Consider the following 15411-nt stretch of genomic DNA (forward strand, 5'->3'; position numbering starts at 1 on the left):
GACCTTAAAAATGCCTAACGAAAATCCCGCCGCTCACGAATCAACGTATAGGCACTGTGCAGTTCCCGAGTCCTATCGGTCGCCTCACGCACCTGCGCAGGGGTCGCGCCGCTGCCAGCGATCTTGTCCGGATGATGACGACTGAGCAGTCGTCGATAAGCCCGTTTGATCTGCGCCGGCTCGCTGCTCGCCGAGACGCCGAGCAAACGCATCGCTTGCTGATAAGTCACCGCTGCACTGACGATGGGCCGCTTACCCGGTTCGTAATCGCTGGCCAGCGCTTGCACCTGCTGAGGCGTCCAGCCCAGCCACTTGCCCCACTGCGCCAACAACTCGCGCTCACTGACGCCGGCCCGGCCGTCAGCCCAGACCATGCGCCAACAGGCACGCAACACGCCTTCGGTAGCATGGGGTTGCGCACTCAGACGCCGCAGATACCCGCGCAGATTATCGCCACCCGACTTACCGCGATTGAACGCAGCGATCGCGCGACGCATTGCCGGCTCGCTCATTTCCAGCGCGCGCATCTCGTTACGTGCCTGCTGAATATGCCCGTCCCTGACTTGCCCGTCGCTCTTGGCCAGACGTCCGAGCAACACAAACAGCAGTTCGTCGTTGCGCAACATCGGCCGGCCGCCGAGCTTTTCCCTTAAATGCCCCCAGCTCTGCAAGTGCAGACGCCGATCCAGCGCCTGCCCCAACAACGCCCCAAGCATGGCCCCCGGAATGCTGGCGATTGCAAAACCCGCCCCGGCTCCAATCAGAGTCCCTGGCCACAACATATCAGCGACTCGCTTCTATCAAGGTTTCAGCTTCGGCCAGACGCTCATGCGTACCGACATCCACCCAATGACCTTTCAGGCGCTCGCCCGTCACCTCACCGTCCGCCATGGCTTTGCGCAGGAGCGGCGCCAGTTTGAAAGCCCCGTCCGCGCAGCCATCGAACAACTGCGGATGCAGCACGGCGATGCCGCTGTAGGTCAGCGTCGCCACGTTCGGTTGGCCGTCGATGACCTGCCCCTCCACCAACGAAAAATCGCCGGTCGGGTGATGCGCCGGGTTATCCGCCAGTACCAGATGCGCCAGACCGTTGATCGGCTGATGCAGCACGCTGAAGTCGTAATCGGTCCAGATATCACCGTTGACCACCAGAAACGCATCGTCGCCAAGCAACGGCAGCGCGCGGAAAATTCCGCCGCCGGTCTCCAGCGGCTCACCTTCCGGCGAGTACTGGATGCTCAAGCCAAACTGCGAACCGTCTCCCAGATAATCCTCGATCTGCTGACCGAGCCAGGCGTGATTGATCACGATTTCGTTGAAGCCGGCCGCCGCGAGGGCGCGCAGGTGGTATTCGATCAGCGGAACGCCGCCGGCACGCACCAGCGGTTTCGGAGTGGTCAGGGTCAGCGGGCGCATGCGCTCGCCTTTGCCTGCCGCCAGAATCATGGCCTTCATGCCGTCGCTCCGCCACGCAGGCTGGTAAACAGCGCTTGCAGTTCTGCCAGTTCGGGACGCCGAGCGATCACTGCTTCTATATAGGAGAAGAAACGCGGCACATCGGCGAGGTAGCGTGGCTTGCCATCGCGATGGCAAATCCGCGCGAAGATGCCGATGACTTTCAGGTGGCGCTGCACGCCCATGAGGTCGCTGGCGCGCAGGAAGTCTTCGAAGTCCGGCTGCACCGGTATGTTCAGCGCCGAGGCTTGCTGCCAGTAGCTTTCCAGCCAGCCGCGTACGCGCTCTTCAGGCCAGCTGAGGAAGGCGTCCTTGAACAGGCAGGTCACGTCGTAGGTGACCGGGCCATAGACCGCGTCCTGAAAATCCAGCACGCCGGGGTTCGGCTCGCTGAGCATCAGGTTGCGCGGCATGTAGTCGCGGTGCACCAGCACTTTGGGCTGCGCCAGCGCACTGTCGATCAACAAGTCGCTGATGCGCTGCCACTGCTGCTGTTGGGTCGAATCGAGTTCGACGCCCAGTTCACGCTTCACGTACCACTCGGGGAACAGTTCCAGCTCGCGGCGCAGCAATGCAACGTCGTAACTCGGCAGCGGCGCGACCATCGGCAACTGCTGAAAAGCCAGCAGCGCCTGCAAGGCATCGCTGAACAATGCGTCGGCATTTTCGCTGTCGATCACGTCCAGATAAGTCTTGTTGCCCAGGTCATTGAGCAAAAGAAATCCACGTTCGAGGTCTTCGGCATAAATTTTTGGCACATTTATTCCGGATTTCGCCAGCAAAAAAGCGATATCCACGAACGGTTTGCAGTTTTCCTGGGGGGGCGGCGCGTCCATCACGACGAAACTGCGACCCTCGCCTTCCCAACGGAAGTAACGGCGGAAACTCGCGTCGCTACTGGCCGCGGTCAACGTGGCCGGGGGCACGGCGCCCCAGCCCTGATCTGCAAACAGGATTGCCAACTGCTCATCGAGCCAAACTTTCAGGTGTTGCAAGCGTACATCTTGGTCAGGCATTGCAAGGGTCTCCGACGGCGCTAGCCGTCAAGCGGGTCATGCTTTATTATCCAGCATCTTTTTCAGACCATCGAGAGGCGTGCGGCCCACCACCGCGGGCAGATGGCACGCAGGAAGCCCGGACTAATAAGATGGCATTGAAATCCCCCGCGTTTCGTAAAAAATTTCCATTGTTGGTAACCGGCAGTCTGCTGGCTATGCAACCTCTGGCCAGTCAATTCGTTGTTGCCGCCGAGCAGTATGACTGCTCCGTATCGGCTACGGGTGGTTGGGACTGTGCGCCCAAGACGTCGGCGGCTGCATTGCCACCACGTCCAGTGCATGACGGCAGTGCCGTCAGCGCCACCGGCGATGCCCCGAGCGATAAAGGTTCGGTTGCCGACAATGGCGCCAAGCCAACGCTGGTCACCGAAGCCAAAGGCCGTGGGTTGAAATCCCGTAGCGAAGACTTCAGTCACCTCGACTGGGTTCCGCGCGAGAAGCTCACCGCCGCCCAACTGGCCGAAACCGGCCCGTACTGCTCCGGTGCCTACATCGAACCCACTCGTCCTGGCATGAATGACAAGACGAGCAAAAGCGATGCTCCGACCTTTATCGGCGCAAAAGCTTCGCGCTATAACACCGATGATCAAGTTGGTACGCTGGCCGGTGATGTCGTCCTGCGTCAGGGCAGCATGCAGGTCGAGTCCGACGAGGCCAGCCTGTATCAGGCCGAGAGCCGCGCCGAACTCAATGGCGATGTGCGTATCCGTGATAACGGCGCTCTGATCGTCGGCGACCATGCCGACGTGCAGCTCGACACCGGTGAAGCCAAGGTCGACAACGCCGAATACGTGATGCACAAATCGCGCATTCGCGGTAGCGCCCTGTACGCCAAGCGTGCAGAGAACGCGATCATCCGCTTGAAGGACGGCACGTACACCACGTGCGAACCGAACAGCAACGCCTGGCAGCTCAAGGGCAACAACATCACCTTGAACCCGGCCACCGGCTTCGGCACCGCGACCAACGTGACGCTGCGCGTAAAAGACATTCCGATTCTGTACACGCCGTACATCTACTTCCCGATCGATGACCGTCGCCAGTCCGGCTTCCTGCCGCCGACCATTGGCACCAGCACCGATACCGGCTTCACACTGGTGACTCCGTACTACTTCAACCTGGCGCCGAACTACGACGCCACGTTGTATCCGCGCTACATGAGCAAGCGTGGCATGTTGGTGGAAGGCGAGTTCCGTTACCTGACCAAGTCGAGTGAAGGCCAGTTCGGCGCTGCTTACCTGAATGATGACGACACCGAGCGCAGCAAGCAGACCGATTACGAAAAAACCCGCTACATGTACAACTGGCAGCACAAGGGCGGTCTCGACTCCCGCGTGCTCACCCAGGTGGATTACACCAAGATCAGCGATCCGTATTACTTCCAGGATCTGGAAACTGATCAGATTGGCGTGAAGTCCAGCGACTTCGTGAATCAGCAGGGTTCGGTCACCTATCGTGGCGACAATTACACCGCACGCTTGAATGCTCAGCAGTACCAATTGGCCACTGTTTCGAACATCACACCGTATGGTCGTCTGCCGCAGATCACCTTCAATGGTCAGCTGCCGTATCATCCGGAAGGTTTGAATTTCGATTACGAGACCGAGATTGTGCGGTTTGATCGTGATCTGAAAACTGGCAATTTCATCGACGAAGATGGGAATGTGGCGCCACGTCTGGATACCAACATTCGTGGCCTGGACCGTGCCAACGGCGATCGTCTGAATCTGAAGCCTGGCGTCAGCCTGCCGATGAACTGGACTTATGGCTTCCTGAAGCCATCGCTCAAGTATCAGTACACCCAGTATCAGCTTGATCTGGATGGTAAGGGCAAGAGCGACATCGCCGGGCAAACCGCGGAGCAGAACAAGCTCAACGGCACTTTCGACAGCAACCAAAACCGTGGCGTACCAATCGCCAGCATCGACAGCGGTCTGTATTTCGACCGCAACACGTCGTACTTCGGCAAAAATTACCGCCAGACACTGGAACCACGCCTGTTCTACCTCTATGTACCTGAGGTCGACCAGGAAGACATTCCAGTATTCGACACCAGCGAATACACCTTCAACTATGCCTCACTGTTCCGTGACAACCGCTTCTCCGGCTCCGACCGTGTCGGCGACGAGAACAAACTGTCGCTGGGCGTGACCAGCCGCTGGATCGAAGACGACGGCTTCGAGCGTCAACGCATCAGCGTTGGCCAGGCGTTGTATTTCAAGGACCGCAAGGTTCAACTGCCGGGCATCGCATTTAACGATCGTGACGACGCAAAATCCGATGTATCGCCGTACGCGCTGGAATACGAATACCGCTGGAACCGCGATTGGCGCACCACGGCCGACTACAACTGGGATCCGGACAGCCGCAGCCCGCGTTCGGGCAGCGCGATGTTCCACTACCAGCCTGAAGATAACCCGAACAAGGTCATCAACGTCGGCTATCGCTATCGCAATGACCAGGTTCGTTACGACCAAACCACCGGTAAATGGACCGTGGGTGGTGGCGACTACGGCACCCCAGGCCAGCCTGGCTACGTGAAGGACTACTACAAAATCCAGCAGCATGACTTCTCGGTCATCTGGCCGATCGTTCCACAGTGGAATGCGATCAGCCGCTGGCAGTACGACTACAACCGTAACCGTACCCTGGAAGCCTTCGGTGGTTTCGAGTACGACAACTGCTGCTGGAAATTGCGCCTGATCAACCGTTACTGGGTTTCCTACGACGAATTCAGTCAGGAAGCTCCGCAAAACGAAAAAGGCGACCATGGCGTCTTCCTCCAAATTGTTCTGAAGGGACTCGGCGGCCTCACTGGCGCCAAAGTAGAGAGCTTCCTCGACAAAGGCATCCAAGGTTATCGTGAACGTGAAGACCAAGCTTTCTGATTGTCTGCGCCCGCTGATGCTGGGCGCGCTGTTCCTGGGTACTGCGGCCAACGCCGCAGTACAGTCCATCGATAAAGTGGTTGCGATCGTCGACAACGACGTGGTCATGCAGAGCCAACTGGACCAACGCGTCCACGAAGTTCAGCAGACCATCGCCAAGCGTGGTGGCGGCTCGCCGCCGCCGGGCGTTCTGGATCAGCAGGTGCTCGAACGCCTGATCGTCGAGAACCTGCAACTGCAGATTGGCGAACGTTCCGGCATTCGCATCACCGATGAAGAACTGAACCAGGCGGTTGGTACCATCGCCCAGCGCAACAACATGAGCGTGGATCAGTTCCGCGCTGCTCTGGCTCGCGACGGTCTGTCTTATGACGACGCCCGTGACCAGATCCGCCGCGAGATGATCATCAGCCGTGTGCGTCAGCGCCGTGTAGCCGAACGCATTCAGGTGTCGGAGCAGGAAGTGAAGAACTTCCTCGCCTCCGATCTGGGCAAGATGCAACTGTCCGAAGAACTGCACCTGGCCAACATCCTGATTCCGACCCCGGAAAGCGCCAACTCTGAAGCGATTCAGAACGCCGCGCGTCAGGCCATGGAGGTTTACCAGCAGCTCAAGCAAGGCGCTGACTTCGGTCAGATGGCCGTGGCCAAGTCTGCCAGCGACAACGCACTGGAAGGCGGCGACATGGGCTGGCGTAAAGCCGCACAATTGCCACCTCCGTTCGATCGCGAACTGAGCAGCATGGCCGTCGGCGACATCACTCAGCCTGCACGCACTCCGGGTGGTTTCATCATCCTGAAGCTGCTGGCCAAGCGTGGTGGCGAAAGCCAGATGCGCGATGAAGTGCATGTGCGCCACATTTTGGTCAAGCCAAGCCCGATCCGCGACGAAGCCAAGACCAAAGCACTGGTCCAGTCGTTGTATGAGCGCATCAGCGCCGGTGAAGATTTCGCTGAACTGGCGAAGAGCTACTCGGAAGACCCGGGTTCCGCCCTTAACGGCGGCGACCTGAACTGGATCGACCCGAACGTACTGGTTCCGGAATTCCGTCAAGTGATGGCCAATACCCCACAAGGTCAGCTGTCCAAGCCGTTCCAGACCCAATACGGCTGGCACGTTCTGGAAGTCCTTGGCCGTCGCGCCACCGACAGCACCGAACAGGCCCGCGAGCAGCAAGCAATGACCGTACTGCGTAACCGCAAATACGACGAAGAGCTGCAAACCTGGTTGCGTCAGATCCGTGACGAAGCGTACGTAGAGATCAAACTCCCTGGTGCAGACCAGGCAGCGCAGTGAAACCCAAGCGTTTCGCGCTGACACCCGGCGAACCAGCCGGCATCGGCCCCGACCTGTGCCTGCTGCTCGCCTCGCAAGTCCAGCCACACCCCCTGATTGCCATCACCAGCCGCGACCTGCTCCTTGAGCGGGCCGCGCAGCTGGGGCTGGCCGTCAATCTGCTGGAAGTCGGGCCGAATCACTGGCCTGATGCTCCGGCACCGGCTAACAGTCTCTATGTCTGGGATACACCGCTCAGCGCACCTGTGGCCGCCGGACAACTGGACAAGGCCAATGCCGCTTTCGTCCTCGAGACCCTGACCCGCGCCGGCAACGGCTGCCTCAACGGCGACTTCGCCGGCATGATCACCGCGCCCGTCCACAAGGGCGTGATCAACGAGTCGGGTATCGCGTTTTCCGGACACACCGAATTTCTGGCTGACCTGACCCATACCTCCCTGGTGGTGATGATGCTTGCCACGCATGGTTTGCGCGTAGCTCTGGTCACCACTCACCTGCCCCTGCGCGAGATTGCCGATGCAATAACGCCGGAGCGGCTGGAGCGGGTCACGCGGATTCTGCACGCCGACCTGCAGGAAAAATTCGGCATTGCCCAGCCTCGCATTCTGGTGTGCGGGCTCAACCCGCACGCCGGTGAAGGCGGACATCTGGGCCATGAAGAAATCGACATCATCGAACCTACATTAGAGCGCCTGCGCGGCGAGGGCATGGACCTTCGTGGCCCGCTGCCAGCCGACACTCTGTTTACCCCCAAATATCTGGAGCACTGCGATGCAGTGCTGGCGATGTACCACGACCAGGGCCTGCCCGTGCTGAAGTACAAAGGCTTCGGCGCCGCGGTCAACGTGACCCTGGGCCTGCCGATCATCCGTACTTCGGTTGACCACGGCACCGCCCTCGATCTGGCTGGCAGCGGCAAGATCGACACCGGCAGCCTGCAAGTCGCCCTGGAAACCGCCTACCAGATGGCCGAGACCCGTTTATGACCGAGCAATACCAACACAAGGCGCGCAAACGCTTTGGCCAGAACTTCCTGCACGATGCCGGCGTCATCGACCGCATTCTGCGCTCCATCAGCGCCAAGCCTACAGATCGCCTGCTGGAGATCGGCCCGGGCCAGGGCGCGTTGACCGCCGGCCTGCTGAACTCCGGTGGGCAACTGGACGTGGTGGAACTGGACAAGGATCTGATCCCGATCCTCAACCAGCAGTTTGCCGGCAAGAGCAATTTCAACCTGCATCAAGGCGATGCGCTGAAGTTCGACTTCAATACGCTCAACGCCGAGCCGAACAGTCTGCGTGTGGTTGGCAACCTGCCGTACAACATCTCCACGCCGCTGATTTTCCACCTGCTGAACAACGCCGGCATCATTCGCGACATGCACTTCATGCTGCAGAAGGAAGTGGTCGAGCGCCTGGCCGCAGGCCCTGGTGGTGGTGACTGGGGTCGTCTGTCGATCATGGTTCAGTACCATTGCCGCGTCGAACATCTGTTCAACGTCGGACCGGGCGCGTTCAATCCGCCGCCGAAGGTCGATTCGGCCATCGTTCGTCTGGTGCCGCACGCGGTACTGCCGCACCCGGCCAAGGATCATCGTTTGCTGGAGCGCGTCGTGCGCGAAGCCTTCAACCAGCGCCGCAAGACTCTGCGTAACACGCTCAAGCAATTAATGAGCAATGCCGAGATCGAAGCCGCCGGTGTCGATGGCAGCCTGCGCCCGGAACAACTCGACCTGGCGGCCTTCGTGCGCTTGGCCGACAAGCTCAGCGAGCAAGTCCCTGAAGCTCCCGCCGCCGACTGACCGGCGATGAACGCTATCGGGCAGGACGCCACTCTGGTTTACTGCCCGATACTTGCCTAGACTGAATCCCCATCAGCTACGCCCCGCGTTCCGCTTTGTTTAAGGCCTCTTGCATGTCCGATTCCCGTTACCAGGTCGATGTCAGCGTCGTTACCCACTATCTGGCAGACCAATCGCAACCCGAGCACGACCGCTTCGCCTTCGCCTACACCATCACCGTGCAAAACAACGGCGAGATCCCGGCGCGATTGATTTCGCGGCACTGGGTGATCACCGACGGTGACGGGCATAAAGAAGAAGTTCGCGGCGCAGGTGTGGTGGGCCAACAACCGTTGATCGACGTCGGCAAAAGCCATACCTACAGCAGTGGCACGGTGATGACGACCAGGGTCGGCACCATGCAGGGCACCTACGAAATGGTCGCCGACGACGGCAAGCATTTCGATGCCGTCATCAAACCCTTTCGCCTCGCCGTGCCCGGAGCCTTGCACTGATGGCAACGTACGCTGTTGGTGACCTGCAGGGCTGTCTCGAACCGCTCAAATGTCTGCTCAGGCAAGTGGCGTTCGATCCTGCGCATGATCGGCTCTGGCTGGTCGGTGATCTGGTCAACCGCGGCCCGCAGTCACTGGAAACCCTGCGTTTTCTATATGGCATGCGCGACTCGCTGGTCTGTGTCCTCGGCAACCATGATCTGCACCTGCTCGCCGCGGCGAAGAACATCGAACGCCTGAAGAAGTCCGACACCCTGCGCGAGATTCTCGACGCCCCCGACTGTGACGAACTGCTTGAGTGGGTCCGCCAACAAAAACTCATGCACTACGACGAGACGCGTGACGTTGCCATGGTCCATGCCGGCATCCCGCCACAATGGTCTGTGCGCCGCGCCCTGAAGTGTGCCAATGAAGTCGAAACAGCCCTGCGTGACGACAACCTGCTTCCCGCGTTCCTCGACGGCATGTACGGCAACGAGCCGGCAAAATGGGATAGCGACCTCAAAGGCGTCACCCGCCTGCGTGTGATCACCAACTATTTCACCCGCATGCGATTCTGCACGGCCGAAGGCAAACTCGATCTCAAGAGCAAGGAAGGTCTGGACACCGCCCCACCCGGTTACAAACCGTGGTTCCAGCATAAAGAGCGCAAGACCAGAGGGTCGCGGATCATCTTCGGACACTGGGCGGCACTGGAGGGCAATATCCATGAGCCAGGTATTTTCGCTCTGGACACCGGCTGCGTCTGGGGCGGCAGTCTGACCCTGATGAACGTCGACAGCGGCGAACGCCTTTCCTGCAAATGCGATGAACATGGCGGCGCGCTGTCCCCGCTCACACCACTTATCCCCGAAACTTCGCCAGTCAGCGCCCCGCGTTAGACTGCGCAATCAGCCGAGCAACAGGAACCCGCCATGAGCGAATTCAAACGCATCTCCCCGGAACAGGCCCAGGCCCTGCGCGAGCAAGGCGCGGTGATGGTCGATGTCCGTGATCCCGCTACTTTTGCCGCACTGCATATCAGCGGTTCGAAGCATCTGGACAACGTTTCCATCTCGGACTTCATCCGTGCCGCCGACCTTGATGCACCTACGGTAGTGGTCTGCTACCACGGCAACTCCAGCCAGAGCGCCGCCGCGTACCTGATCAGCCAGGGCTTCTCCGACGTCTATAGCATGGACGGCGGCTTCGAGCTGTGGCGTACGACCTACCCTTCGGAAACCGCGCAAGGCACCACCGAATAATTTTTTTGTCCCGCGCAGGCCCCGGCTCCCGCGGGCCCGCGCGTGACAGACGAACGGTCTGCCACAACTAATTACGTATCTCGCCTTTACCTCCCGAATTCCCAACTATCCTTAAGCCCAGGCCATCCAAAACAGGGGAGAGCCGGTACACCGGCGCACGGGTCATCGGGAGTGACTTTCAAGGTTGTCGACCGCGAAAGTGTTCTGGGGGGTAAACAAGTGGCCACCACGGCTGCTTGCCAGCATCGACTGAGTGATCCGGCGTCGGCTCCACGTATCGAGCGAGGTGACGTCATGAGTATCTTTAGCCACTTCCAACAACGCTTCGAGTCCACACGCCAGGAAGAACTCTCGCTGCAAGAGTACCTGGAGCTGTGCAAGCAAGACCGTAGCGCCTACGTTTCCGCCGCCGAGCGTCTATTGCTGGCCATCGGCGAACCGGAACTGCTCGACACCTCGACCAACTCGAGGCTGTCACGCATCTTCTCCAACAAGGTGATTCGTCGTTATCCGGCCTTTGAAGACTTCCACGGGATGGAAGAATGCATTGACCAGATCGTGTCGTATTTCCGCCACGCCGCCCAAGGCCTGGAAGAGAAGAAACAGATCCTCTACCTGCTCGGCCCCGTCGGTGGCGGTAAATCGTCCCTGGCCGAGAAGCTGAAACAGCTGATCGAGAAAGTGCCCTTCTACGCGATCAAGGGCTCGCCGGTATTCGAGTCGCCGCTGGGGCTGTTCAACGCCACCGAAGATGGCGCGATCCTCGAGGAAGATTTCGGCATTCCCAAACGCTACCTCAACACCATCATGTCGCCTTGGGCGACCAAACGCCTGGCCGAATTCGGCGGAGACATCAGTCAGTTCCGCGTGGTCAAACTGTATCCGTCGATCCTCAACCAGATCGCCGTGGCCAAGACCGAACCGGGCGATGAAAACAATCAGGATATTTCGGCGCTGGTCGGTAAGGTCGACATCCGCAAACTTGAGGAATACCCACAGAACGACGCTGACGCCTACAGCTACTCCGGTGCGCTGTGCCGGGCCAACCAGGGCCTGATGGAATTCGTCGAAATGTTCAAGGCACCGATCAAGGTGCTGCACCCACTGCTGACTGCCACTCAGGAAGGCAACTACAACAGTACCGAAGGCTTGGGCGCGATTCCGTTCACCGGGATTCTGCTGGCCCACTCCAACGAATCGGAGTGGCACACCTTCCGCAACAACAAGAACAACGAAGCCTTCATCGACCGGATCTACATCGTCAAGGTGCCGTACTGCCTGCGGGTCAGCGATGAAGTAAAAATCTACGACAAACTGCTGTTCAACAGCTCCCTGGCCAAAGCGCATTGCGCGCCCGACACCTTGAAGATGCTGGCGCAGTTCACCGTGCTGTCGCGCCTCAAGGAGCCGGAAAACTCCAACATCTATTCGAAGATGCGCGTGTACGACGGCGAAAACCTCAAGGACACCGATCCAAAGGCCAAGTCGATTCAGGAATACCGCGACACGGCAGGCGTCGACGAGGGCATGAACGGTCTGTCGACCCGCTTCGCGTTCAAGATCCTGTCCAAGGTCTTCAACTTTGATCCGCATGAAATTGCCGCTAACCCTGTGCATCTGCTGTACGTGCTGGAACAGCAAATCGAGCAGGAACAGTTCCAGGCGGAGACCCGCGAGCGCTATCTACGCTTCCTGAAGGAGTATCTGGCACCGCGCTATATCGAATTCATCGGCAAGGAGATTCAGACCGCTTACCTGGAGTCCTACAGCGAGTACGGCCAGAACATCTTCGACCGCTACGTGCTGTATGCAGATTTCTGGATTCAGGATCAGGAATACCGCGATCCGGAAACCGGCGAGATCCTCAACCGTGTCGCCCTCAACGAGGAACTGGAGAAAATCGAAAAACCTGCCGGCATCAGCAATCCGAAGGATTTCCGCAACGAGATCGTCAACTTCGTGTTGCGCGCCCGGGCCAACAACAACGGCAAGAACCCGACCTGGCTCAGCTACGAAAAACTGCGGGTGGTCATCGAGAAGAAAATGTTCTCGAACACCGAGGACCTGCTGCCAGTCATCAGCTTCAATGCCAAGGCCAGCAAAGAGGACCAGCAGAAACATAATGACTTTGTTACACGAATGGTCGAACGCGGCTACACCGACAAACAGGTACGGCTACTTTCCGAATGGTACCTACGGGTCCGCAAATCGCAATAAAGCAGCTGCAAGCCTCTGGCGACAAGCTGCAAGAGAACAGCAAAAACCGATCTCGAGAGGGGGTGAGCTTTCACTTGCAGCTTGAAGCTTATGACTTGAAGCTCCCCGGAGGGGCCTATGAGCTATGTGATCGACCGACGTCTCAATGGCAAGAACAAGAGCACGGTGAACCGCCAGCGTTTCCTGCGGCGTTATCGTGACCACATCAAAAAGGCTGTCGAAGAGGCGGTCAGCCGTCGCTCCATTACCGACATGGAGCACGGCGAACAAATCAGCATTCCCGGTCGCGACATCGACGAGCCGGTGCTTCACCACGGTCGCGGCGGCAAGCAGACTGTGGTTCATCCCGGCAACAAGGAGTTCACGGCCGGCGAACACATCGCCCGACCTCCTGGAGGGGGCGGCGGACGCGGCCCGGGCAAGGCGGGTAATTCCGGCGAGGGCATGGACGAGTTCGTCTTCCAGATTACCCAGGAAGAATTCCTCGAATTCATGTTTGAAGACCTCGAACTGCCGAACCTGGTCAAACGCAACCTGACCGGCACTGACACCTTCAAGACCGTGCGCGCAGGGATCAGTAACGAAGGCAATCCCTCACGCATCAACATCATCCGCACCCTGCGTTCAGCTCACGCGCGGCGCATTGCCCTGTCCGGCAGCAGCCGGGCAAAACTGCGCGAAGCCAAAGCGGAACTGGAGCGGATCAAACGCGAAGAGCCCGACAACTTCGGCGATATTCAGACACTCGAAGCAGAAATCGAAAAGCTCAGCGCGCGCATCCATCGGGTGCCATTCCTTGATACTTTTGACCTCAAATATAACCTGCTGATCAAGCAACCCAACCCAAGCTCCAAGGCTGTCATGTTTTGCCTGATGGACGTTTCAGGGTCGATGACCCAGGCAACCAAGGACATCGCCAAGCGCTTCTTCATCCTTCTGTACCTGTTCCTGAAGCGCAACTACGACAAGATCGACGTCGTGTTCATCCGCCATCACACCAGCGCCCGGGAAGTGGACGAGGAGGAGTTTTTCTATTCCCGGGAAACCGGCGGCACCATCGTCTCCAGCGCCTTGAAACTGATGCAGGAGATCATGGCAGAGCGTTATCCGAGCAACGAATGGAACATCTACGCCGCGCAAGCTTCCGACGGAGACAACTGGAACGACGACTCTCCCATCTGCCGCGACATTCTGATCAATCAGATCATGCCATTTGTGCAGTACTACACTTACGTGGAGATCACCCCACGCGAACACCAAGCCCTCTGGTACGAATACGAACGCATCGCCGAAGCCTTTTCCGATACGTTTGCCCAGCAGCAATTGGTCTCGGCCGGGGATATCTATCCGGTCTTCCGTGAACTCTTCCAGCGCAGGTTAGTGACATGACCGCCAAAGAGCAGAAACGCCAACCCATTTCCACCGGCTCCGAATGGACGTTCGAGCTTATCCAGACCTACGACCGCGAAATCGCCCGTATCGCGGCCGGCTATGCGCTGGATACCTACCCCAACCAGATTGAAGTGATTACCGCAGAGCAGATGATGGATGCGTATGCCTCGGTCGGGATGCCGTTGGGTTACCACCACTGGTCCTACGGCAAACACTTCCTCAGCACCGAAAAATCCTACAGTCGCGGGCAGATGGGGCTGGCGTACGAGATCGTGATCAACTCGGACCCGTGCATCGCCTATCTGATGGAAGAGAACACCATTTGCATGCAGGCCCTGGTCGTGGCCCATGCCTGCTACGGGCACAACAGCTTCTTCAAAGGCAATTACCTGTTCCGCACCTGGACCGACGCCAGTTCAATCATCGATTACCTGGTGTTCGCCAAGCAGTACATCATGCAATGCGAGGAACGCCATGGCATTGATGCCGTGGAAGACCTGCTCGATTCCTGCCATGCGCTGATGAACTACGGGGTTGATCGCTACAAACGCCCGTATCCGATTTCCGCCGAAGAGGAACGTCGTCGGCAGAAAGATCGCGAAGAACATATGCAGAAACAGATCAACGATCTGTGGCGCACCATTCCCAAAGGCGCGGACAAATACAGCGACAAGGACAACGCACGCTTCCCGGCCGAGCCGCAGGAAAACATCCTCTACTTCATCGAGAAACACGCACCGTTGCTGGAGCCCTGGCAGCGGGAAATCGTGCGGATCGTGCGCAAGATCGCCCAGTACTTCTACCCACAACGCCAGACTCAGGTAATGAACGAGGGTTGGGCGACGTTCTGGCACTACACGCTGATGAACGACCTGTATGACGAAGGGCTGGTCACCGACGGTTTCATGATGGAATTCCTGACGTCGCACACCAGCGTGGTGTTCCAGCCAGGTTTCGACAGCCCTTACTACAGCGGGATCAACCCTTATGCACTCGGCTTTGCCATGTACCGCGACATCCGGCGCATGTGCGAAGAGCCCACCGAGGAGGATCGCCACTGGTTCCCCGACATCGCCGGGACGGATTGGCTGTCGTCCATCAAATTCGCCATGAGCAGCTTCAAGGACGAAAGCTTCATCCTGCAGTACCTGTCACCGAAAGTGATCCGCGATCTGAAGCTGTTCAGCATCCTTGATGATGACCAGAAAGATGACCTGTTGGTACCCGCCATCCATGACGAAACGGGCTATCGGACTATCCGCGAAACCCTCGCAGCGCAGTACAACCTCGGCAATCGTGAACCGAACGTGCAGATATACAGCATTGATCGTCGCGGCGACCGCTCGCTGACACTGCGGCATCAGCAACACGACCGCAAACCGCTGGGCGACTCCACCGAAGAGGTGCTCAAACATCTGCATCGCTTGTGGGGTTTCGACATTCATCTGGAAACGCTGCAAGGCGACCAGATCATGAAAACCCATCACGTTCCGCCACGCGGTGAACACAGCGAAGGGGATTACGGTCGGCTCGACCTTGCCGTCATTCACCTTTGATTCGGTTCT

13 protein-coding genes are annotated in these 15411 nt (G+C 58.7%); 10 read left to right on the forward strand and 3 right to left on the reverse strand.

What is annotated here, in order from left to right; all coding sequences use genetic code 11:
- Positions 1–14: 14 nt before the first annotated feature.
- Genes AB4P97_RS20820 through AB4P97_RS20830 form a run of 3 tightly spaced genes read right to left on the reverse strand, consistent with a single transcriptional unit; the run spans position 15 to position 2471 of the window.
- Positions 15–782: a TerB family tellurite resistance protein gene (locus tag AB4P97_RS20820; RefSeq protein WP_042561379.1), complete on the reverse strand. Its 768-nt coding sequence runs from the start codon at positions 780–782 to the stop codon at positions 15–17.
- A 1-nt stretch (position 783) separates the two neighbouring features.
- Positions 784–1455 (reverse strand): N-acetylmuramate alpha-1-phosphate uridylyltransferase MurU, encoded by a 672-nt coding sequence (gene murU / locus AB4P97_RS20825; protein ID WP_261736648.1) that lies wholly within the window; start codon positions 1453–1455, stop codon positions 784–786.
- A complete protein-coding gene (locus tag AB4P97_RS20830; RefSeq protein WP_042561381.1) occupies positions 1452–2471 on the reverse strand; it encodes an aminoglycoside phosphotransferase family protein in 1020 nt (339 codons plus the stop codon). The genes murU and AB4P97_RS20830 overlap by 4 nt, the downstream gene beginning before the upstream one ends.
- A 131-nt stretch (positions 2472–2602) precedes the next feature.
- Between AB4P97_RS20830 and AB4P97_RS20835 the strand changes: the two genes are divergently transcribed.
- The 10 genes from AB4P97_RS20835 to AB4P97_RS20880 all read left to right on the forward strand — a co-directional run bounded on the left by AB4P97_RS20835 (position 2603) and on the right by AB4P97_RS20880 (position 15402).
- Positions 2603–5401, forward strand: coding sequence for an LPS-assembly protein LptD (locus AB4P97_RS20835; protein WP_042561382.1), 2799 nt, complete (start codon positions 2603–2605; stop codon positions 5399–5401).
- Positions 5382–6698 carry a peptidylprolyl isomerase SurA gene (gene surA / locus AB4P97_RS20840; protein ID WP_147282620.1) on the forward strand — a complete coding sequence of 439 codons (1317 nt, stop codon included), beginning with the start codon at positions 5382–5384 and terminating at the stop codon, positions 6696–6698. Before AB4P97_RS20835 ends, surA begins: the two co-directional genes overlap by 20 nt.
- Positions 6695–7684, forward strand: a complete 990-nt coding sequence (pdxA, locus tag AB4P97_RS20845; protein WP_395601551.1) for a 4-hydroxythreonine-4-phosphate dehydrogenase PdxA — start codon at positions 6695–6697, stop codon at positions 7682–7684. Before surA ends, pdxA begins: the two co-directional genes overlap by 4 nt.
- A complete protein-coding gene (gene rsmA, locus AB4P97_RS20850; RefSeq protein ID WP_115147186.1) occupies positions 7681–8499 on the forward strand; it encodes a 16S rRNA (adenine(1518)-N(6)/adenine(1519)-N(6))-dimethyltransferase RsmA in 819 nt (272 codons plus the stop codon). Before pdxA ends, rsmA begins: the two co-directional genes overlap by 4 nt.
- A gap of 113 nt (positions 8500–8612) precedes the next feature.
- Entirely contained in the window at positions 8613–8993 is a 381-nt protein-coding gene (gene apaG / locus AB4P97_RS20855; RefSeq protein ID WP_042561385.1) for a Co2+/Mg2+ efflux protein ApaG, read from the forward strand.
- Complete coding sequence (locus tag AB4P97_RS20860) at positions 8993–9874, forward strand: symmetrical bis(5'-nucleosyl)-tetraphosphatase (RefSeq protein ID WP_115147185.1); 882 nt, start codon at positions 8993–8995, stop codon at positions 9872–9874. Before apaG ends, AB4P97_RS20860 begins: the two co-directional genes overlap by 1 nt.
- Before the next feature lie 33 nt (positions 9875–9907).
- Complete coding sequence (glpE, locus tag AB4P97_RS20865; protein ID WP_042561387.1) at positions 9908–10237, forward strand: thiosulfate sulfurtransferase GlpE; 330 nt, start codon at positions 9908–9910, stop codon at positions 10235–10237.
- Positions 10238–10531: 294 nt separating this feature from the next.
- Complete coding sequence (locus AB4P97_RS20870; RefSeq protein ID WP_042561388.1) at positions 10532–12454, forward strand: PrkA family serine protein kinase; 1923 nt, start codon at positions 10532–10534, stop codon at positions 12452–12454.
- Between the two features lie 117 nt (positions 12455–12571).
- A complete protein-coding gene (locus tag AB4P97_RS20875) occupies positions 12572–13843 on the forward strand; it encodes a YeaH/YhbH family protein (RefSeq protein WP_042561389.1) in 1272 nt (423 codons plus the stop codon).
- Positions 13840–15402, forward strand: a complete 1563-nt coding sequence (locus AB4P97_RS20880) for a SpoVR family protein (protein ID WP_042561390.1) — start codon at positions 13840–13842, stop codon at positions 15400–15402. Before AB4P97_RS20875 ends, AB4P97_RS20880 begins: the two co-directional genes overlap by 4 nt.
- Positions 15403–15411: the final 9 nt, after the last annotated feature.

Source organism: Pseudomonas sp. A1230, assembly GCF_044218825.1.
In the GTDB taxonomy this organism is placed as follows: domain Bacteria; phylum Pseudomonadota; class Gammaproteobacteria; order Pseudomonadales; family Pseudomonadaceae; genus Aquipseudomonas; species Aquipseudomonas iridis.